Source organism: uncultured Oscillibacter sp., from assembly GCF_910587525.1.
Lineage (GTDB): Bacteria > Bacillota > Clostridia > Oscillospirales > Oscillospiraceae > Oscillibacter.
The window spans coordinates 1-19,719 of record NZ_CAJULS010000030.1 but is presented as its reverse complement, the minus strand read 5'-3'; the positions used below and the strand labels follow the sequence as shown (position 1 = coordinate 19,719).

Annotated in this window: 18 protein-coding genes; 10 read left to right on the top strand and 8 right to left on the bottom strand. The window is 62.2% G+C overall.

Annotation, left to right across the window (positions count from 1 at the left end; all coding sequences use genetic code 11):
- Positions 1-115: phosphoglycerate kinase (pgk, locus tag QZ326_RS04725; protein ID WP_295741888.1), on the bottom strand; the 115-nt coding region annotated here is incomplete at its 3' end.
- A 47-nt stretch (positions 116-162) separates the two neighbouring features.
- Positions 163-669: a tRNA (cytidine(34)-2'-O)-methyltransferase gene (locus QZ326_RS04720; protein ID WP_295741886.1), complete on the bottom strand. Its 507-nt coding sequence runs from the start codon at positions 667-669 to the stop codon at positions 163-165.
- Positions 670-1,030: 361 nt separating this feature from the next.
- Here QZ326_RS04720 and QZ326_RS04715 point away from each other — a divergent pair, with 361 nt between their 5' ends.
- The 6 genes from QZ326_RS04715 to QZ326_RS04690 all read left to right on the top strand — a co-directional run bounded on the left by QZ326_RS04715 (position 1,031) and on the right by QZ326_RS04690 (position 10,037).
- Positions 1,031-2,158: a glucosamine-1-phosphate N-acetyltransferase gene (locus QZ326_RS04715; protein WP_295741884.1), complete on the top strand. Its 1,128-nt coding sequence runs from the start codon at positions 1,031-1,033 to the stop codon at positions 2,156-2,158.
- Between the two features lie 57 nt (positions 2,159-2,215).
- Complete coding sequence (locus tag QZ326_RS04710; protein WP_295741882.1) at positions 2,216-3,175, top strand: ribose-phosphate pyrophosphokinase; 960 nt, start codon at positions 2,216-2,218, stop codon at positions 3,173-3,175.
- A gap of 105 nt (positions 3,176-3,280) precedes the next feature.
- Positions 3,281-3,871, top strand: a complete 591-nt coding sequence (gene pth, locus QZ326_RS04705) for an aminoacyl-tRNA hydrolase (RefSeq protein ID WP_295741880.1) — start codon at positions 3,281-3,283, stop codon at positions 3,869-3,871.
- Positions 3,872-3,951: 80 nt separating this feature from the next.
- Positions 3,952-7,476 (top strand): transcription-repair coupling factor, encoded by a 3,525-nt coding sequence (gene mfd / locus QZ326_RS04700; RefSeq protein WP_295741879.1) that lies wholly within the window; start codon positions 3,952-3,954, stop codon positions 7,474-7,476.
- A gap of 58 nt (positions 7,477-7,534) precedes the next feature.
- Positions 7,535-8,542, top strand: coding sequence for a peptidylprolyl isomerase (locus QZ326_RS04695; protein ID WP_295741877.1), 1,008 nt, complete (start codon positions 7,535-7,537; stop codon positions 8,540-8,542).
- Positions 8,543-8,780: 238 nt separating this feature from the next.
- Complete coding sequence (locus QZ326_RS04690) at positions 8,781-10,037, top strand: acetyl-CoA C-acetyltransferase (protein ID WP_295741875.1); 1,257 nt, start codon at positions 8,781-8,783, stop codon at positions 10,035-10,037.
- Between the two features lie 161 nt (positions 10,038-10,198).
- Here QZ326_RS04690 and QZ326_RS04685 read toward each other — a convergent pair whose 3' ends face one another.
- Positions 10,199-10,384 (bottom strand): ferredoxin, encoded by a 186-nt coding sequence (locus QZ326_RS04685; RefSeq protein ID WP_295741873.1) that lies wholly within the window; start codon positions 10,382-10,384, stop codon positions 10,199-10,201.
- Positions 10,385-10,675: 291 nt separating this feature from the next.
- Here QZ326_RS04685 and QZ326_RS04680 point away from each other — a divergent pair, with 291 nt between their 5' ends.
- Complete coding sequence (locus QZ326_RS04680; protein WP_295741840.1) at positions 10,676-13,741, top strand: S-layer homology domain-containing protein; 3,066 nt, start codon at positions 10,676-10,678, stop codon at positions 13,739-13,741.
- Between the two features lie 51 nt (positions 13,742-13,792).
- Here the strand turns inward: QZ326_RS04680 and QZ326_RS04675 are convergent, their stop codons facing one another.
- Positions 13,793-14,044 (bottom strand): hypothetical protein, encoded by a 252-nt coding sequence (locus QZ326_RS04675; RefSeq protein ID WP_295741837.1) that lies wholly within the window; start codon positions 14,042-14,044, stop codon positions 13,793-13,795.
- Positions 14,045-14,126: 82 nt separating this feature from the next.
- On the opposite strand from QZ326_RS04675, the gene QZ326_RS04670 reads away from it, so the two are divergent.
- On the top strand, positions 14,127-14,351 hold the full coding sequence (locus tag QZ326_RS04670; protein WP_295741835.1) for a helix-turn-helix domain-containing protein: 225 nt from the start codon (positions 14,127-14,129) through the stop codon (positions 14,349-14,351).
- 36 nt (positions 14,352-14,387) lie between these two features.
- Here the strand turns inward: QZ326_RS04670 and QZ326_RS04665 are convergent, their stop codons facing one another.
- From QZ326_RS04665 to QZ326_RS04655, 3 genes are all read right to left on the bottom strand, one after another.
- Positions 14,388-14,936 (bottom strand): hypothetical protein, encoded by a 549-nt coding sequence (locus tag QZ326_RS04665; RefSeq protein ID WP_295741832.1) that lies wholly within the window; start codon positions 14,934-14,936, stop codon positions 14,388-14,390.
- A 22-nt stretch (positions 14,937-14,958) separates the two neighbouring features.
- The gene (recR, locus tag QZ326_RS04660) at positions 14,959-15,558 is read right to left on the bottom strand and encodes a recombination mediator RecR (protein ID WP_295741829.1); all 600 of its coding nucleotides are present in this window, start codon (positions 15,556-15,558) and stop codon (positions 14,959-14,961) included.
- A 450-nt stretch (positions 15,559-16,008) separates the two neighbouring features.
- A complete protein-coding gene (locus QZ326_RS04655) occupies positions 16,009-16,230 on the bottom strand; it encodes a helix-turn-helix domain-containing protein (protein ID WP_295741826.1) in 222 nt (73 codons plus the stop codon).
- A gap of 93 nt (positions 16,231-16,323) precedes the next feature.
- On the opposite strand from QZ326_RS04655, the gene QZ326_RS04650 reads away from it, so the two are divergent.
- Complete coding sequence (locus QZ326_RS04650) at positions 16,324-16,578, top strand: DUF6809 family protein (RefSeq protein WP_295741823.1); 255 nt, start codon at positions 16,324-16,326, stop codon at positions 16,576-16,578.
- Here the strand turns inward: QZ326_RS04650 and rpe are convergent.
- A complete protein-coding gene (gene rpe / locus QZ326_RS04645; protein WP_295741820.1) occupies positions 16,575-17,228 on the bottom strand; it encodes a ribulose-phosphate 3-epimerase in 654 nt (217 codons plus the stop codon). The two genes, QZ326_RS04650 and rpe, sit on opposite strands and share 4 nt — an antisense overlap.
- 740 nt (positions 17,229-17,968) lie before the next feature.
- Here rpe and abc-f point away from each other — a divergent pair.
- Positions 17,969-19,453 carry a ribosomal protection-like ABC-F family protein gene (gene abc-f / locus QZ326_RS04640; RefSeq protein WP_295741818.1) on the top strand — a complete coding sequence of 495 codons (1,485 nt, stop codon included), beginning with the start codon at positions 17,969-17,971 and terminating at the stop codon, positions 19,451-19,453.
- Positions 19,454-19,719 lie beyond the last annotated feature (266 nt).

Sequence of the window (19,719 nt, the reverse complement as noted above, 5' to 3'; positions counted from 1 at the left end):
CGTCGGTGATGACGCCGCTGCCGTCCTTGGCCATGGGCACGTTGAAGTCGCAGCGCAGCAGGACCTTCTTTCCGGAGACATCCACATCGCGTACGGTTTTTTTGTTGTAGTTCATAGATTTCCCTCCAGAGTAAATGATTACGGCGCTGACAGCGCCGGGGGTCACAGCGTCTCGCCCATCTCGCCGGCGTCCAGCAGGCCGGGAAAGCCGGCCTGGCGCAGCGCCTCGTAGACGCACACCGCCACAGTGTTGCTGAGGTTCAGGCTCCGGGCCTCGGCGATCATGGGCAGGCGGATGCAGCGGTCCCGGAAGCGCTCCCGGAATTCCAGCGGGAGACCTGCGGTCTCTTTGCCGAAGAAGAGCCAGCTGTCCGCCGTGAAGCGGGCTTCGGTGTAGGGACGGGGGGCCTTGGTGGTGGTGAGCCAGGCCTCTGCGGCAGCCTCCGGCCGGCGGCGGAACAGATCCTTCAGGTTTTCGTAGTCGAAAACCTCCACCAGATGCCAGTAATCCAGACCACAGCGTTTCATATTCCGCCGGATCGCGTCCTGGGAGATGTCAAACCCCAGGGGGCGGACCAGATGCAGGCGGCTGCCGGTGGCGGCGCAGGTCCGGGCGATATTGCCGCAGTTTTGAGGAATTTCCGGCTCCACCAGTACGATATTGAGCATAGACCGGAACACTCCTCTCCACATAAAGACGAAGCCATTGTAACTCTTTAGAAAGCGAAATTCAACCATTTCGTGCAAAAAAAACGATTTTCTCAGAACAAACCGAGAAAAAGCGGACAAAAATTTTGCAATTTGCTGAAAATGAACCCTCAATTTTTGGCCGATTGCGCGCAATTCCGTAGGCTCCAACAAAAAAAAGTAAAATCAACTAAAAAATTTGGGGAAATTTATTCAACAAATTTGCTGGAAATACTGGATTTTTTTAAGGACTCTGCTATAATGATTAAGTAACAATATGTTATAAAGGGTTTGTAGCTGTCTGCTGGCCCTATGGAAAAAATTAACAAGGAGGAAGGCAGGAATGGATCAGCCAAAGCGCGCCGTTCTGATTATGGAGGAGGACGCTCTGGTCCCGGCGCATTCCAAACCGCTGATGCTGGAAGCCGTGCTGTTTTGCCCGATTCTGACTTGGATGGGCAATCGATTGCGGGCTGACGGCGTGCAGCGGTTTTTTGTTGTCTGCGGTCCCCGCTTTGCAGAGGAGGCCAAAGCCTGCTTCCCGGCGGAGGCGGATGTGACCGTCTCCGAACGGCAGGAGGATCTCAACGCCTTTTTGAACACGCCGGACACGGTGTCCGTGCTGCTGCGCCCGGCGTTGCCCATGGAGGAGGCGGGGCCCGGCTTTGCCTATGCCGTTCCAGGCTATGAGCTCCAGGAGGCGTGGAAGAACGGCCTTACCAACCGGGTGGAGGCGGCGGAGCTGCTCGACCGCTGGGTGCCGGTGTTCAGTCTGGAGACTGTGGCGGAGCTGGAGCTGGTTCTGCGGGACCGGATTGTGAAGCGTCACATCCAAAACGGTGTGCGGGTGATGGACCCCTCCGCCGTGTATATCGACCCCCGGGTGTCCATCGGCCGGGGGACCATGGTGCTGCCCGGCAGCATTCTCCGGGGGGAGACCGCCGTCGGCCGGGACTGCGTGATCGGCCCCAACGCCATGGTGCGGGACTGCACCGTGGGGGACGAGACAGAGATCAACGCCTCCCAGGCCAACGAGAGCGTCATCGGCAGCCGGACCCATGTGGGTCCCTTTGCCTATATCCGGCCGGGCTGTGCGATTGGGGACGACATCAAAGTGGGCGACTTTGTGGAGGTCAAGAACTCCACCATCGGCGACGGGACCAAGATCTCCCACCTGACTTATGTGGGCGACAGCGACGTGGGCAAAAAGGTGAATTTTGGCTGCGGCACTGTCACCACCAATTACGACGGTTTCAAGAAGTACCGCTGTACCATCGGCGACGGCGCGTTTTTAGGATGCAATACCAATCTGGTGGCCCCTGTGACAGTGGGAGGCGGCTCCTATACTGCGGCGGGCAGCACCGTTACGGAGGAGGTTCCGCCGGACGCGCTGGCGGTGGCCCGGAGCCGGCAGAAGAACATCGAGGGCTGGGCGGCCCGCCGCCGGAAGCTCCATGGGAAGGACCGGTAAAGAAGTAAAGAGCAATTTTTTCGAAGAAAATTATTTGATAGAAAAGAGGGCTTGGAAATGATTTCTCACGGCAAGGACATCAAGGTATTCTCCGGCAACTCCAATCCGAAGCTGGCCGCTGATATCTGCAGGCTGATGGGTACCAAACTGGGCGAGTCCGAGGTGGGAACCTTCTCCGACGGCGAGATCTTCGCCTCACTGTACGAGACGGTCCGCGGCAGCGATGTGTTCGTGGTCCAGTCCACCTGCGCGCCGGTGAACAACAACCTGATGGAGCTTCTTATCATCATCGACGCGCTTAAGCGGGCCTCCGCCGGGCGCATCACGGCGGTGGTCCCCTATTTCGGCTATGCCCGGCAGGACCGCAAGGCCAAGGCCCGGGACCCCATTACCGCGAAGCTTGTGGCCAACATGATTACCGCTGCCGGCGCCGACCGGGTGCTGACCATGGACCTCCACGCCGCCCAGATCCAGGGCTTCTTCGATATTCCCGTGGACAATCTGGCCGGCAAGCCCATCTTTGTGGACTACTACGCCAAGAAATTCGGCTCCGAGTGTGAGAACATGATGGTGGTCTCTCCGGACGTGGGCTCCGTGTCCCGGGCCCGGGCTTTTGCCCAGAACCTGCACATGAATCTGGCCATCGTGGATAAGCGCCGCCAGAAGGCCAACCAGTGTGAGGTCATGAACGTCATCGGCGACGTGCAGGGCAGGGACTGCATCCTGTTTGACGATATGGTGGACACGGCCGGCTCTCTGTGCAACGCCGCTCAGGCGCTGGTGGAGGTGGGGGGCGCCAAGAGCGTCCACGCCTGCGCCTCCCACGGCGTGCTGTCCGGTCCCGCCATTGACCGGATTAACAGCAGTGTGATCCAGGAGCTGACCCTGCTGGATACCATCCCTGCCATTGACCCCGCCCTCAGCGGGAAGATCAAGTACCTGACGGTAGCGCCCATGTTCTCCGAGGCCATTGAGCGCATCTACCAGGAGGTCTCCATCTCCAAGCTGTTCCGGTAATCCGGCGTCCTCTTCAAACATATTATTTCGATAGATCAGAGAATGACTGCGCAAGGCGGGAAGGGCGACTTTCCCGCCTTTGCGGGCGTTCAAAAGGAGCAGACTATGCTGTTTGGAAGTAAGCCCTCCGCCGTGGACTGGCTGGTGGCAGGCCTGGGCAATCCTGGCCAGAAGTACCAGAATACCCGGCACAACATGGGGTTTCTCACCGTGGAGCTGCTGGCGGAGCAGAAGGGCGTGAAGCTGAACAAGGTCAAGTTCAAGTCCGCCTACAATATTCTGGATTTTGCCGGGTGCAGGTGCCTGGTGATGAAGCCACAGACGTATATGAACCTCTCCGGCGAGGCCGTGCGGGAGGCGGCGCAGTTCTACAAGATCCCCGCAGAGCGGGTGCTTGTGATCTACGACGACGTGTCCCTGCCCGTGGGGAAACTGCGGGTGCGGCCCAGCGGGTCCGCCGGAGGGCACAACGGGATTAAAAACATCATCGCCCACCTGGGAACCCAGGATTTTCCCCGGATCAAGATCGGCACCGGGGCGCCCGCCGGAGGCGGGGGGGAGATGGTGGACTGGGTCATCGGGGTGCCCTCCCAGGCGGAGAGGAAGGTGCTCTTCGAGAGTTTTGAAAGGGCCGTTCTGGCGGCAGAATGTGTGATTGGGCACGGGTGTCAGAAGGCCATGAATGACTTTAACTAGGCGGTTTCTGCCCGGGGCGTGCTCCCCCGTCCCCGCAGGGCCCTCCGGAACCGCACAAATTTTGTAACAGGAAAATAACCATGGAACAGTTTTTGAAACAATTGCAGACCCTCCCGGAGGTGACAGAGCTGACCCGCAGGGTCGAAGAGGGTGGCTGCCCTGCGGCGGTCACCGGCCTCCAGTCCATGCAGCGGGCCTGCGTGGGCGCGGCCATCGCCCAGGCGGCGGGCCGTCCGGCGGTGTTCATCTGCGGGGATGAGCGGGAGGCCCGAACTCTGGCCGCAGACCTGTGCACCGCCGCGGGCCGGGAGCCTGTGCTGCTGCTGAGCCGGGAGTGGCGGCTGCGCCCTGGCGCGGTGAGCTCCCGGGAGTGGGAGCGCAGCCGCCTGGCGGCGCTGTATGCCTTGGCTCAGGGGCGTACGCCGCTGACGGTGGCCACGGCCGACGCCCTGCTGGCCAGAACTTTGCCGCCGGACCTTCTCAAAAGCCTGGCCGTTACTCTGCGCCTGGGGGAGCGGGTGGACCTGGGGAATCTCACAGAGCAGCTGCTGTCCGCCGGATATGCCCGCTGCGGCCAGGTGGAGGGCGTGGGCCAGTTCGCCCTGCGGGGCGGCATCCTGGACGTGTTTTCCCCCCTGATGGACCAGCCGGTGCGGTGCGAGTTTTTTGACGACGAGATCGACTCCATGGGCGAGTTTGACCCCGCCACCCAGCGCCGGACGAAAAACATCAAAGAGGCGCTGCTGCTGCCCGCCGCCGAGGTGCTGCCCCACTGCGCGGCGGGGGGCCTGGCGGGCCTGGGGGAGACCCTGCTGGCCCTGGCGGAGAGGCTGGCGAAAAAGCCGAAGATGGAGCAGATGGTCCAGCGTCTTCGGGAGGACGGGGAGCGGCTGAAAAACGGCGCGGACCCCGGCGGCATGGACCGGTATCTGGCGGCCGTCTATCCCCAGGTGACGGCAGGCGTCCACTACCTGCCCCGGGACGGCGTGGTCTTTCTCTGCGAGAGCGGCCGCGTGGACGAGCGGATCAAAGGGGCCCTGCTTCAGACCCGGCAGGATGTGGAATCGCTGCTGGAGGCGGGGGTCATGGCGGGGGAGTACGCCCGGCTGTGCCTCTCTGCCGAGGAGTTCTACGCCGCCTTGGAGGAGTTCCCCGTGGTGATGGAAAACGCCCTGCCCACCTCCCGCTATCCTCTGCGGCCCAAGGGGCTTTTGAGTATGGACGTCCGGCAGCTCAGCTCCTACGGCGGCAGCCTGGAGGCCGCCGTCAGCGACCTGACCCACTACCGGCAGAGCGGCAGCGCGGTGCTGGTGCTCTGCGCCGGGGAGAGCCGGGCGAAGAATCTGCAGCGGCTGCTGGAGGAGCGGGACATCCCTGCCGTGCTGGATCTGAAAAACGCCGCCATGCCCCGGACAGGGGAGGTGCGCATCGGTATTGGCGCTCTGTCCGCCGGCGGTGAATGGCCCCAGCTGCATTTGGCGGTTTTGACCGAGGGACAGCTCACCGCCCCCTCCCAGCGGCGGATGAAGCTGAAAAAAGAGAGCAGCCGGCAGAAGCTCCAGTCTTACACGGACCTGACCCCCGGAGATCTGGTGGTCCACGTCCACCACGGCGTAGGCCGGTTTGCGGGCATCCAGCGGATGCCGGTGGACGGCGTGGAGAAGGACTATATCAAGATCGACTACGCCGGGGGAGATTGTCTGTATGTGCCCGCTACTCAGCTGGACATGGTGTCCAAGTATATCGGCGGCGGCGAGGACGGCGACCGTCCTCAGAGGCTGAACCGCCTGGGGGGCACGGAGTGGGCCAGGCAGAAGACCAAGGCCAAGAAGGCGGTGAAGGACCTGGCCAAGGGCCTCACCAAGCTCTACGCCGAGCGGCAGCGCCGCCCGGGTTTCGCATTTTCTCCGGACTCCGTTTGGCAGCGGGAGTTTGAGGAGGCCTTCCCCTATGCCGAGACCGATGACCAGCTGCGGGCCATCCAGGAGATCAAGCAAGATATGGAGCGTTCCAGGCCCATGGACCGGCTTCTCTGCGGCGACGTGGGCTACGGCAAGACAGAGGTGGCCCTGCGGGCGGTGATGAAATGTATTCTGGACGGGAAGCAGGCCGCCATTCTGGTGCCTACCACCGTGCTGGCCCAGCAGCACTACGCCACGGCCCGGGGGCGGTTCAAGGACTTTCCGGTGACCGTGGAGGTCCTCTCCCGCTTCACCGCCTCCGGAGAGGCCAAGCGGATCCTGCAGGATGTCCGCGCAGGGAGCGTGGACCTGCTGATCGGCACCCACAAGCTGCTGCAAAAGGGCATGGAATTCAAGGACCTGGGGCTCCTCGTTATCGACGAGGAGCAGCGCTTTGGTGTGACCCACAAGGAGCGGCTCAAGGAGCTGAGCCATCAGGTGGATGTGCTGACCCTCTCCGCCACACCTATTCCCCGAACGCTGAACATGGCCCTCTCGGGCCTGCGGGACATGTCCTCCATCGAGGAGCCCCCGGCGGACCGCCAGCCGGTGCAGACCTACGTCATCGAGCACGACTGGGCCATTCTGGAGGACGCCATGCGCCGGGAGCTGAGCCGGGGGGGACAGGTGTACTACCTCCACAACCGGGTGGAGAGCATCGACCTCACCGCCTCCCGCATCCAGAAGCTCCTGGGGGAGGAGGCCCGGGTGGTGACGGGCCACGGGCGCATGGGGGAGCAGGAGCTCTCCGCCGTCATGCAGGCCATGGTGGACGGGGAGGCGGACGTGCTGGTGTGCACCACCATTATTGAGACCGGCATCGACATTCCCAACGTCAATACCCTCATTATCGAGGACGCGGACCGCATGGGTCTGGCTCAGCTCCACCAGATCCGGGGCCGCATTGGCCGCAGCGCCCGCCGGGCCTACGCCTATATGACCTTCCGCCGGGGCAAAATCCTCCAGGAGGTGGCCGCCAAGCGCCTCTCCGCCATCCGGGAGTATGTGGAGTTCGGCTCCGGCTTCAAGATCGCCATGCGGGACCTGGAGATTCGGGGAGCCGGCAATCTGCTGGGCCCGGAGCAGTCCGGGTACCTTATGAGCGTGGGCTACGACCTGTACCTGAAGCTGCTGGAGGAGGCGGTGCTGGAGGAACGGGGCGAGGAGCGTCAGATCGAGACGGAGTGCTCCGCCGACCTGACGGTGAACGCCAATATTCCGGAGCGGTATGTGCCCTCTCCGGAGCAGCGGATGGACCTGTACCGCCGCATTGCCGCCATCCGGACCAATGGCGACGCCTCCGACTTGCTGGATGAGCTGCTGGACCGCTATGGCGAGGCGCCCAAATCTGTGCTGGCCCTGCTGGATGTGGCACTGCTGCGGGCGGCGGCGGCCAGGGCCGGGGTGTCGGACATCTCCCAGAAGGGGGACACGCTGCGGTTCCAGCTGGGCGTGTTCCGGCCTGAGGCCCTGGCGGCGGTGTGCGGCCTTGCCAAATACCGGCGCCGTCTGGTGCTGGCGGCGGGGGAGACCCCGGCACTGACATTGAAGCTCCGTCCCGGCGAGGATGTGCTGGAGAACGCCATGGTCCTGACGGAGGACCTGCGCCTGGCCGCGGAGGAGGCAGAGAAAAAGGAATCATGACCCATGCCCCTGCCGCATAGGATGTCACAGGACAACCTTTGTGGGAGGAGCGGGAGATATGAAACAATACGCAGCTGCCCTGGCCCTTGTGCTGTGCCTGACCCTGACCGCCTGCGGCGTCAGGGAGGACAACCGGGGCCAGGGACTTTTTCAACGGACTTCCGGGGTGGAGGAGGATGCGGTGCTGCTGACAGTGGACGGCCGGGAGGTGCCGGCATGGCGGTATTTTTACTGGCTGGAGCGCTGCTGCGGGCGGCTCCGGGAGCAGTACCGCGCCGCCGGCCTGACACTGGACTGGAATGCGCCGGTGGAGGGGGGCACCCTGGCGGACTACGTCAAGGACCAGGCCCTGGCGGACACGGCCCTCTACGCCACGGTGGAGAACTGGGCGGATTTCCATGGCTGTGCCCTGGACGAGGAGGACCAGGCTGCCCTGGAAGCCGCCTGGGCGGAGAAGACAGCAGAGTACGGCGGAGAGAAGGCATACCTCCAGGCCCTGGCGGAGATGGGGCTGGACCGGGCGCGGATGGAGGAGCTCACCGGTGTGGGGCGGCTGTACGCCAAGCTGTACAGCCTCTATTGCCAGGAGGGCAGCGCCTTGGCCCCGGAGCCGGAGGCACTGGAGGCATTTGCCGTGGAGCAGGGGCGGATTACGGTGGACCGGCTGTTTTTCGCTGCCGGGGAGGACCGGGAAGCCGCCCGGCAGCGGGCGGCGGAGGCTTTTGCCCGGCTGAATGCGGCGGAAGACCTGGCGGCGGAGTTTGCCGTCCTGGCGGCAGAGGTTCCGGAGGAGTTTGATACCTTTGCCCTGGGAGATGGAGCGCTGGAGGAGACACTGGAGGCGGCCGCCCAGGCCCTGGAGGCGGGACAGTGTTCCGGTATCCTGGAGACTGGAGAGGGGCTTTCCATCCTCCTTCGGGTGGAGGCGGACAAAAGCGGCGTGGAGGAGGAATACTTTGACCACCTGCTTCAGGAGGCGGCGGAGAACGCAGCGGTGCAGCTGACGGAGGCCTATCAGGCTTTGGACCCGGCGGACTTCTCTGCGGGACTGGTTCGGGCAGGGTAAAGGGGCCCTTTTCGTCAAGGTGACGAAAAATACATAACGTATTGTCAAATATTTAACGAAAAATGGAAATCGAAACTTTGCCCATTGACGAAGCGAAAAATACGCTCTATAATAAAACCTAAGAAGCGGAGGGGCGACATTTGTCAAAAAATTAACATGGCGCTTTTCCGCCTCCCGACTTTGTGCTCCATGGCGGTCCGGGGCCGCCGAGAAAATTTTTATAAAACGGAGGAACATCATGAAAGATCTTTATATCGTCAGCTGCTGCAGAACCGCTATCGGCTCTTTCGGCGGCAGCCTGAAGAACACCCCCGCCGCCGAGATGGGCGCTATCGTGGTCAAAGAGGCTCTGAACCGCGCCGGCGTGAAGCCGGAGCAGGTGGACGAGCTGATGTTCGGCTGCATTCTGACCGCGGGTCTTGGGCAGAACGTGGCCCGCCAGGTCTCCATCAAGGCCGGCATCCCCTACTCTGTTCCTGCCTACACCGTGGGCATGGTCTGCGGCTCCGGTATGAAGTCTGTCATCGAGGGCGCCCGCTCCATCCTGGCCGGCGACTCCGACGTTGTGGTCTGCGGCGGCACCGAGAACATGAGCGCCGCTCCCTTCCTGGCTCCCGACGCCCGCTGGGGCGCCCGCATGGGCGACAAGAAGCTGGTGGACGAGATGATCAAGGACGGCCTGTGGGATGCCTACAACAACTACCACATGGGCACCACTGCCGAGAACATCAACGACATCTGGGGCATCACCCGCAAGGAGCAGGACGAGTTTGCCGCCGCCTCCCAGCAGAAGGCTGAGGCCGCCCAGGCCGCCGGCCGGTTTGACGATGAGATCGTTCCCGTGCCCGTGAAGGTCAAGAAGGACATTGTGGAGTTTAAGAAGGACGAGTATCCCAAGGCCGGCGTCACCGCCGAGGGCATTGCAAAGCTCCGGGGCGCCTTCCCCGTGGGTCCCGAGTCCCCCAACCCCGAGGTGGTTCACACCTTTGAGGTCACCGGCAAGCAGGAGACCGAGGACAAGGGCCAGCAGCGCGTCACCGCCGCCAACGCCTCCGGCATCAACGACGGCGCCGCCGCCATCATTCTGGCCTCCGGCGAGGCCGTTGAGAAGTATGGCCTCAAGCCTATGGTCAAGCTGATCGGCTGGGGCCAGGGCGGTGTGGATCCCAAGATCATGGGCGTGGGCCCTGTGCCCGCCTCCCGCGCGGCTATGAAGAAGGCCGGCGTCACCATCGACGACATCGACCTGATCGAGGCCAACGAGGCCTTTGCCGCCCAGTCCATCGCTGTGGGCCGGGAGCTGGGCATCGACCCTGCCAAGCTGAACGTCAACGGCGGCGCCATCTCCCTGGGCCACCCCGTCGGCGCCTCCGGCGCCCGCATCATCGTGACCCTGGTCCACGAGATGATGAAGCGTCCCGAGGCCAAGAAGGGTTTGGCTACCCTGTGCATCGGCGGCGGCATGGGTACCGCCGTTGTGGTGGAGAAGTGCTGAGCTGAAACCCTGTGACGCAGGACGAAAAGGGGAGCCGTATGGCTCCTCTTTTTCGATTTATTGGGATTGACATTAAGGGGGAGTATGGAGGGGCGAAGTCCGCTTCATATTTGGATGGTATCAAGATCAGGAAATAGGGGGAGGAGCCGTGGCTCCTCCCCCTATTTCCTGATCTTGATAGCGTTGACAGGGCAGCGGTTGGCGGCGCCGGCGGCCCGGTCATACTGGGTCTCATCGGGCTCCGGCAGGACGGTGGAGACCCGGTTCTCCATGCGGAAGATGCCGGGAGCGGCATAGGCGCACATGCTGCATCCGATGCAGCTGGCGGCGTCCACAGTGACAGTCATGAAAAAACCTCCTTTTCGGCTCTGTGATCCACTTTCATTATAGTACACCTGGCCGGGGTTTCCAAGAAAATTTTTGCAGGACAGGGGAACATTTTTCCGGGAAGACGCGTCCTTTTTATGGGACGGATGAAGATTTTGGTGAAACCGGAAGAATTTTGTAATTAAATGGACATTTACTTTAGTCGCCGGATGTGGTATTCTGGACAGGTATTATGTAGACTGGCCCTGCTTTGACGGGGCAGATCCGGCGGCCGGACATTCCGCCGCCGGGGGACCTTTTGGAGGCAAATTATGAAAATATTTTTCCGCAAGACCCTGGCGCTGCTCCTGGCGCTGTCCCTGATCCTCTCCCTGGGCCTGAGCGCCGCGGCATCGGACGCCATGGGCGAGGATTTGACAGCCCTGGACACGCTGCTGCACCAGGACACCCAGCTCTCCACCAACACCTTCTGGAGCACGGCGTATAACGATATGCGAACGGAGAACCTGATTACATACACGCCCAATCCGGACGTGACGCCCATTGTCACCTACGGGCAGGTCCTCACTGACCGGAACTCTGTCTCCGATACGGCCCGGGAGCTGGAGCGCCAGGGCTGGCGCGTGGTGGCGGGCATCAACGGCGATTTTTACAACGTCAATACCGGCCTGCCCATTGGACTTGTGATCTCCGAGGGAGTGCTGCGCAGCAGCGACGGCGGCTATTACGCCATCGGCTTCCGGGCCGACGGCACCGCCGCCATCGGCAAGCCCGGCGTGAAGGTCACTGCCCGCCTGGGCTATATGGACGCCGAGGGCTATGGCGGGGAGGTCTCCCGCCAGCTCACCGCGGTGAACAAGGCCCGGGTCTCCGACGGGGGGACCTACCTCTATACCTACGACTTCAACAGCAAGCACACCACCGGCAATACCGAGGCTGGAGTGGACGTGCTCTGCACCATTCAGGAGGGCCGCCTCTCCATCGGCGAGACTGTCACTGCCGTGGTGGAGCGGGTGGAGGAGACCACCTCTGCAACGGCCATGAGGCCGGACCAGTTTGTCCTCTCCGCCAACCTGAAATCCGACGCCTACCATGTGGACGCCCTGCGGAACATCCCCGTGGGTACCACCATTACCCTGGAGGCCGGCGCCGCCGGCGAGGAGTGGAACGATGTGGAGTACGCCGTGGGAGCCCTGTACTCCCTGGTAGCCGACGGCGCCGTGGTGGCGGGCCTGCCCACCGGTGTGAACCCCCGCACCGCCGTGGGCGTGCGCTATGACGGCAGTGTGATTTTCTACACCATCGACGGCCGCCGCTCCGGCTATTCCGTGGGCGCGTCCATGGACCAGGTGGCCAGGCGTATGATCGAGCTGGGCTGCGTCACCGCGCTGTGCCTGGACGGCGGCGGCTCCACCACGCTGGCGGTCACCGCGCCGGACAAGCTGGAGACCGGTACCGTCAACCGGCCCTCCGACGGCGCCGAGCGGAAGGTGTCCAACCAGGTCTTTCTCGTGGCCCCCAATCAGCCCACTGGGGAGCTGAGCCACTTCTACGTTCAGGCGGACAACCAGTATGTGCTGGCGGGCAGCAAGGTGACCATCTCCGCCTCCGCCGTGGACACCAATTTCATCCCCATGCAGGAGGACTACCGGCTGGAGACCGACGGCGGCCAGCTGGACGGCAATGTGCTGACCACGCCTCTCTCCGGCGGCGAGGTCACCGTCACCGCCGGCAGCGGCCGCAGGACGGGCACCACTACCATCCACGCCGTCACCACACCGGACGCTCTTGCCATCCGCAGCGCCGACGGCACTGCCCTCAGCACGCTGGGGACCGCCCCCGGCACCGTGACACAGCTGACCGCCACCGCGGCCTATCAGCACAAGTCCCTGAAGGCCGACCCGGAGGCCTTCACCTGGACGGTGGAGGGCAATATCGGGAGCATTGACGCGCAGGGAAACTTTACGGCGGCTATGCCCGGTGAGGGCGTCATCACCGTCTTCGCCGGGGGACGGAGCGCCTCGATCCAGGTGACGGTGTCCAACTTCTCCATCCAGCCGGTGGAGGACTTTGAGAGCGCGGCCACCATCTTTGACGGCATCTTTGGCGAAGGGCTCCAGTTCAGCCGCTCCACGGCTCCGGAGACCGTGCGGCTGGGCCAGGGTTCCGGCAAACTGGACTACACCCTGGCGGAGGGGCGCGGTTTTGCCGCGGATTGGCGTGCGTTCCTGGATACGCCGGTGAACCGGCAGCTCTATACGAGTCTGAATCTGTGGGTTTACGGCGACGGCTCCAACAACGTTCTGTCCCTGCTGTATGACGACGGCACGGAGGAGCTTCAGGTCCTGCCCGCGGCCACGCTGGACTTCACCGGCTGGAAACAGGTGTCTGTGGCGCTGCCCCAGATGAGCTTCTCCATCCAGGGCCTGCGGGTCAGTGCCGGGGAGCCGGTATACACCTACGATGAAGCGACTGGAGCGGAGATCGTTACCTACCCGGAGACCGCCCGCACCGGCACGGTCTATATCGACCACATCGCTGCCTCCTTTGACAATACTGTGGACACCGTGGTGCCCGCGGTCACGGCCCAGGTCAGCGGCAGCACCCTCACCGGCACGGTCCAGGACGGCGTGGACGGCGTGCTGCCCCAGTCCTCCGTGTCCGTGACCTACGACGGCAGGCCCCTGGCCTTCACCTATGACAGCAAGACCGGCGCCCTCTCCGCCGCCCTGCCCGGGCTGGACGGCGCGGCCCACCGGGTCACCGTCACCGCCCGGGACGGCTCCGGCAACATCGGACGCTGCTCGGCGGACATCCCTGCCGGCGGCGGGGAGCGCAGGTTCAGGGATACGGCGGCGTACTGGGGCGCGGACTACTGCGACTACCTGTACGACCACAACATCTCCAAGGGCTACGCGGACGGGACCTTCCGCCCCGACCAGCTGCTGACCCGGCTGGACTTCTCCGTGATGCTGTACAACACCCTGAAGCTGGACCCGGCGAAGTATACAGGCGTGTCCCTGCCCTTCGCGGACCTGAGCAAGATTCCGGAGTCTGCTCTCCCGGCGGTCCGGGCGCTGTACGCCGAGGGCGTGGTCACCGGCACCCAGGGCCAGGACGGGAAGCTCTACCTCAACCCTGACGGGAACCTGACCCGCGCCCAGGCGGCGGCCATGATCGGACGGAGCCAGGAGAAGGGCTATGCCCTGGCGAGCCTGACCTTCACCGATGCCGGGAAGATCCCCGCCTATGCCGCTTTCTATATCCAGACCATGGCGGCCCAGGGAATCCTCAGCGGCTATACCGACGGCACGTTCAGGCCCAATAACAACATCACCCGGGGCCAGATGGCGAAGATTCTCTACAGCCTCATGTGATCTGTGTCACCGAAGAAAGACCGCCCGGCGCAAAAGCGCCGGGCGGTCTTTTCAGAAGTCGTGGCGGGTGGTGCTGAGGCCGCTTTGGTGGAAGGCCTCCACAATGGCGTCAATGCGGCGGAAGCAGGCTGGGTCGTCCAGAGCTTCGTCGTTCAGGATGGCCTGGATTTTTGTTAATACCGGTAGAGCGGTGGATTCCACCCCTTGGACCAGAGTTTTCCATGCGTCTTCATGTGACAGGTATTTCAGCACTTCCGTGCCAATAGCTTGGGCAAACAGCTCCTCAAAAGTTGAATGTTTCATATAGTCACCTCATTTACATTATAGGTCAATATCACCCTAATTTCAATAGGTCAATTTGACATACTGTATTTGAGGTGTTGGTATGTCGAGATTGCGGAAATTGCGGGAGGAACGGAAGTTTACCCAGGTGAAAATGCAGATGCTGACCGGGATTGACCAAAGTGACTACTCCAAAATTGAACAGGGAAAGCGGAATATGTCTTTTGAACAGTGCAAACGGATTGCCCTGGCACTGGGGACCAGCATGGATTATCTGGCGGGTCTTACTGATGACCCGGAACCTTATTCACGGAGCTCTGAGAAATGATTGAAGCGCCGCCGCCCATTGGGGCGGCGGTTCCTTTTACATTTCCCGGCGGTCCTCTGCCCGTTCCCGCAGCAGGGCGGTGAACTCATCGTAAAAAGGCGGCAGGGACATCGGCCGGTCCTCCGCCTCCAGGAACATCCGGGGGAATTCAATAACCTCCAGCCTGCAGCGGAGCCCATATCGGGCCCCGATTTTGACGCAGGCCGCGCCGCATATATCGATGAACGTGGGGGAGAGGTGTTTCCGGCGCTCCTGAATCGGGCCTCCAGGGCGTCGTTCAGCGCCGCTTCGTCCCGGCTTGAAATCGCCCGCAGGCAGTTCTGGTAATGCTCCGGCTCCTGGGACTCCGCCCAGGGGGCCAGGTCCGCCGGCTCTCCCCGGTACAGCCGGACCAGCGGCTCCTCCGCGGCGCTGGGCATAGGGGTTCTCCCACTGAAAGACGGACTGCTGCCCGTCTCGAATGATGCACAGAAGATTATGCTCCGAGGCGGAGACGCCGCCCATGGTTTTCAGGTGCTTTTCCAGTCTGAGCCGCTTTTTCTCCCAGCGTTTTGGCTGGTAGTCCAGGGGCTTTTTCCGCGCCATAGGGAAGGACCACCTTCTCAGATCACATCTCTCTCCGCCCCTCCAGCGCCCGCATCAGCGTTGCGTCGTCGGCGAACTCCAGGTGCCCGCCCACGGGGATGCCGTAGGCCAGACGGGTCACCCGCACGTCGAAGGGCTTCAAAAGGCGGGCGATGTACATGGCGGTGGCCTCTCCCTCCGTGTCCGGGTTGGTGGCCATGATGACCTCCGCCACGTCCCCCTTCGCCACCCGCTCCAGCAGGGGTTTGATGGAGAGGTCGTCGGGGCCCACGTGGTTCATGGGGGAGATGACGCCGTGAAGGACGTGGTAATGGCCGTTGTACTCCCGGGACCGCTCCACGGCGGCCACGTCCCGGGGGTCGGCCACCACGCAGATGGTGGAGCCGTCCCGTTTGGGGGAGGCGCAGATGGGGCACAGGCCCCCGGCGGTGAAGTTCTGGCACACCGGGCAGCAGGTGACGCCCCGCTTGGCGTCCATGATGGCGCTGGCGAAGGCCTGGGCCTCTTCTTCGGGCAGGCCCAGAATGAAAAAGGCCAGCCGCTGGGCGGATTTGCCGCCGATGCCCGGCAGGCGGGCGAATTGTTCCACTAACTTTTCCAAAGGGGCGGGGAAGTATTCCATAAGCAGGTTCTCCTCTTATAGAGTTGCGGTATGGGCCGCCCTGCGGGGCGGGACGGGGGGCCGCCTCGGGCGGGGACGGCGCACGGGCTTTGCCCGTGCTGGGAATGCACTCCCCATTTTCTCTTTTTCTGGGCGCAGAAAAAGAGAAAACGGGCCGTGCACGGTCCAAAAGAGAAAAAGACGCTTTTGGTGGTTGCGGAAGATTTTTGCTTCAATTGAAGGGCGCGCAGGAAATTTGATGCGTGGACGCAAGGACTTTCTTCTCTTCCCACGCTTCGCGCATGGCTGGGTCTATGTGGGATGGTGCCCTATTCTGCCGGCCTTCTTTTGGTAGAGCTGTGGGGCCGGCAGCCCTCTGCTGGCCGTTCCCCCGTAATTTCCGGCACTTTCGGCAGAAAACCTGTGGGGCCTGGTCCCCTGACCAGGCTGTCTCCACTCAACTGCCAGGGGCTATGCCTCCTGGTCCGGCAGAGGGGCACGGCCCACCAGCTGATCTAAGGTGACGCCGTAAAAGTCGGCCAGCTTGACCATGAGAGGGGCGGTTGGGTCCCGCAGATCTTTTTCATATCGCTGATAGGTCATGGAGGAGATCTCCAATGCCCTCGCCACAGCTTCGCGGGAAAGCCCTCGCTCCTTGCGCAAAGCCAGCAGGTTTTTTGACAATGTTTCCATAATACTCCTAATAAACAGCTTGACAGCTTTTTGTAATTGAGCTATAATAAAACCAAATGGTATATACCGATTAGTTTATAAGGAGGACGGCCCATGTATTCTCTTGCAGAAACACTTTATTTCTATGCCCAAGAGCACCGGACCACAGACTATCTCGAAACCCGGGCATACCGCCGGTTCTCCTCCGGCCTGGAGGAGGCGTGGGAGGACTTCCGCCAGTCCCTGACAGCAGACCAGGAGCGGCGGCTGGAATCGCTTCTGGTCCGGCAGTTTGAGGCCGCCTGTCTGGAGGACAGGGCGTCTTTTCTGGCGGGCGTTTCCGTCGGCATGGAGCTTGCCCGCCTTTAGGACCGATTTCCTCTCAGCTCGGCGATGCGGGCTGGGATGTCCGCCGCCTTGTACACCGCGCTGCCCGCCACCAGCACGTTGGCTCCGGCGTCGATGCAGGTCCGGCAGGTATCCGGGGCCACGCCGCCGTCCACCTCCAGCTCGCAGGCGGGATTTCTCTCGCCGATCAGCTTCCGCAGGGCGGTCACCTTGGGCATCATATCCGCCATGAAGCTCTGGCCGCCGAAGCCCGGCTCCACGGTCATCACCAGGATCAGCTCGACTTTTTCCAGGAAGGGCAGGGCCGCCTCCGCGGGGGTCTTGGGCTTGAGGACGATCCCCGCCCGCTTCCCTTTGGCGTGAATTTTATCAATGGCGGCGTGGATGTTCTCCTCCTTGTCCGCCTCCACGTGGACCGTCACCAGGTCGGCGCCGGCGTCGCAGAACTGCTCCACGTACCGTACCGGCTCCACGATCATCAGGTGAACGTCCAGGGGCAGCGGGGTGGTGGGGCGGATGCACTTTACAACCGGGATGCCGATGGTGATGTTGGGCACGAATACGCCGTCCATCACGTCCACGTGGACGTAATCGGCGGCGGAGATGCGCTGGATGTCCCGCTCCAGATTGGCAAAATCGGCGGAGAGGATGGAGGGCGCAATTTTAATCATGGAAAACTCCTCTTTTCTTTTTCAAAATCCGGGAAAACCCGCGGGGACGGGCGGCAGATGGCGGGTGACGCACAGGGGAGGCGCCGCATAGGATGGTGCAAGCGGACCGGGTGCCCCCAGTCAACAGCTCCGCGCAGCGTCCGCCCCTGGGCGCGGCACCGCCGCTTTTTTGAATAGGGAGCCGGCGGGGAAGCCCGCCGGCTCCCACCTGCGCTGATGATTGAACATAGTGTACCAGACTTCCGGCGGAAAAGCAAACGCTTCCGGAAAAATAGGACGGAAAATGGCGCCGGGAGTGTCCGTTTCACGGATTTAATGTGGGGGCGGGGCTCTGCCCAGGCCTGTCCATCGGAAACCTGGTGCTTTCGGGAATAGGGGCGGGGACAGAGCCCCGCCCCTACAGAGCCACGGCTGCAAAGCCAAAATCGCGGATGATAAAATATACGGCCGGACATTTCCCGTGCGTTCCCGCCGGTTGACAGCGGGGCAAAAATCTGCTATGATGATCCCAATATATTAATGAAGAGGAGTGAAAGGATGAAGTCTGCTTCCTGCTGAAATTTGAAAGGCGCCGCAGAACGCCCCAAGGGGGCAGTCTGTCCGGCGCCGGGAGCAGGAGAGAATTTCATCCTTTCGCGCCATCTGGATGACAGACGCCCGCCGGAGAGCGGGGCATTTTTGTCACGCCAAGGGCCGTGGGACTTTCCTGCGGCCTGTTTTTGCGTTTGGAGGGATGCTGTATGTCTATGATCCGGGTGGAGAACCTGACCTTTGCCTATCCGGGCAGCTATGATAATGTGTTTGAGAATGTGAGCTTCCAGTTTGACACCGCCTGGAAGCTGGGTTTCCTGGGCCGCAACGGCCGGGGGAAGACCACCTTTCTGCGCCTGCTGCTGGGGGAGTACCCCTGCGGCGGGCAGATCGCCGGGATGCCGCCCTGCGTGTATTTTCCCTGTGAGACGGAGGAGCCGTCCCGCATGACCATAGAGGTGCTCCGGGAGGCCGCACCTCTGGTAGAGGAGTGGGAGCTCTTGCGGGAGACGGGGCTGCTGGGCGTGGAGGCCGAGGCGTTGTACCGGCCCTTTTCCACCCTCTCCAACGGGGAGCGGACTAAAGTCCTGCTGGCGGCGCTGCTCAGCGGAGAGGAGCGGTATTTATTGATTGACGAGCCGACAAATCACCTGGACGCCCAAGGACGGCGGGCGGTGGCAGAGTATCTGCGGCGGAAGCGGGGATTTTTGCTGGTGTCTCATGACCGGGCCTTTCTGGACGGGTGCGTGGACCATGTAATGGCCCTGAACAGAACAGGGGTGGAGGTACAGAGCGGAAATTTCTCCTCCTGGTGGGAGAACAAGCGGCGCCGGGACGAGTTTGAGCTGGCCAGAAACGGCCATCTTCAGAAGGAGGTGGGGCGCCTGCGGCAGGCGGCGGCCCAGACCTCCCGGTGGTCCGGCAAGGTGGAAGCTGCCAAGAAGGGGACCAGGACCGCCGGCCTCCGGCCGGACCGGGGCTATATCGGCCACAAGTCCGCCAAGATGATGCAGCGTGCCAAGTCCATTGAGGAGCGCCGCCAACGGGCGCTGGAGGAGAAAGCGGGGCTCCTAAAGGATTTGGAAAAGGCCGAGACATTGAAGCTCCGTCCACTGGCGGCCCGGGGCTGTCTGCTGGACGCCCGGGGGCTGTCACTTTTCTACGAAGAGCGGCGGGTCTGCGGCCCGCTGGACTTCCGTCTGGAACCGGGGCAGAGAATCGCCTTGGACGGCGGCAATGGCTGCGGAAAGTCCAGCTTTCTGAAATTCCTCCTGGGGGAGGAGACCGCAAGCGAAGGGACGCTGGTGAAGCTCTCCGGGCTGACGGTGTCCTATGTGCCCCAGGACACGTCTCATCTGCGGGGAAGACTGCGGGATTATATCCGAAGAAGCGGCGCAGAGGAACCGCTGCTGCTGGCGATTCTGCGGAAACTGGACTTCCCCAGGGAGCAGTTTGAGAAAAATATGGAGGACTGGTCTGCCGGGCAGCGAAAGAAAGCATTGATCGCCCAAAGTCTCTGCGAGAGCGCCCACCTGTATATTTGGGACGAGCCGCTGAATTCTATTGACGTCTGGTCTCGTATGCAGATCGAGGAATTGCTGCTGACATTTCAGCCCACCATGCTGTTCGTGGAGCATGACGAGGCCTTCCGGAAGCGTATTGCCACAGAGGTTATCACAATATCTTGTGGATAACATGATATCATATGGAGGGGGCCGCGGAGGGCGGCCTCTCCCACTGTGGAAAACAGCCGAAAAATTTTTCGAAAAAAATCGAATTTCCCTCTTGACAAATCGCTTTTAGTCTGGTATTCTAGCAAAGCTGTCAGGAACTTCCGGAAAATTTGGAAGAGAATTTGAAAAAGTTGTTGACAAGCCTGTGCTTTTATGGTACAGTAATCAGCACCCGCCGAAGCGGGCGTGCACCTTGTAAATTAAACAACGTAACGAAAAGAAAGCAC